1 protein-coding gene is annotated in these 263 nt (G+C 53.6%); it reads right to left on the reverse strand.

Annotated features, from left to right (window positions below; genetic code table 11):
* Positions 1-263: class I SAM-dependent methyltransferase (locus tag SB773_RS32550; RefSeq protein WP_410594520.1), on the reverse strand; the 263-nt coding region annotated here is incomplete at both ends.

A 263-nucleotide genomic window follows, 5' to 3' on the forward strand; every position in this document is an offset into this window, starting at 1 on the left:
CTCGCCACCTTCAGCCAGGAGCTCATACCCTTCCGTAAAAATGCGATGGACGATTTCTTTGCCCGCTCGAATAGGTGGATTGGTCAGGATGATATCGTACTGCTTTCCCTGCACGCCGCTGTAAACATCGCTAACGAGAACCTCAACATTTTCCACGCCATTCAACTCCGCGTTACGTCGCGCCAAGCTCACAGCACGCTCGTTGACGTCAATCATCGTCACCTGTCCCTCAGCAGCAAGTCCGGCAGCAGTCAAACCGATAG

The organism is Bacillus sp. SIMBA_074, assembly GCF_046534555.1.
Classification (GTDB): Bacteria; Bacillota; Bacilli; order Bacillales; family Bacillaceae_G; genus Bacillus_A; species Bacillus_A mycoides.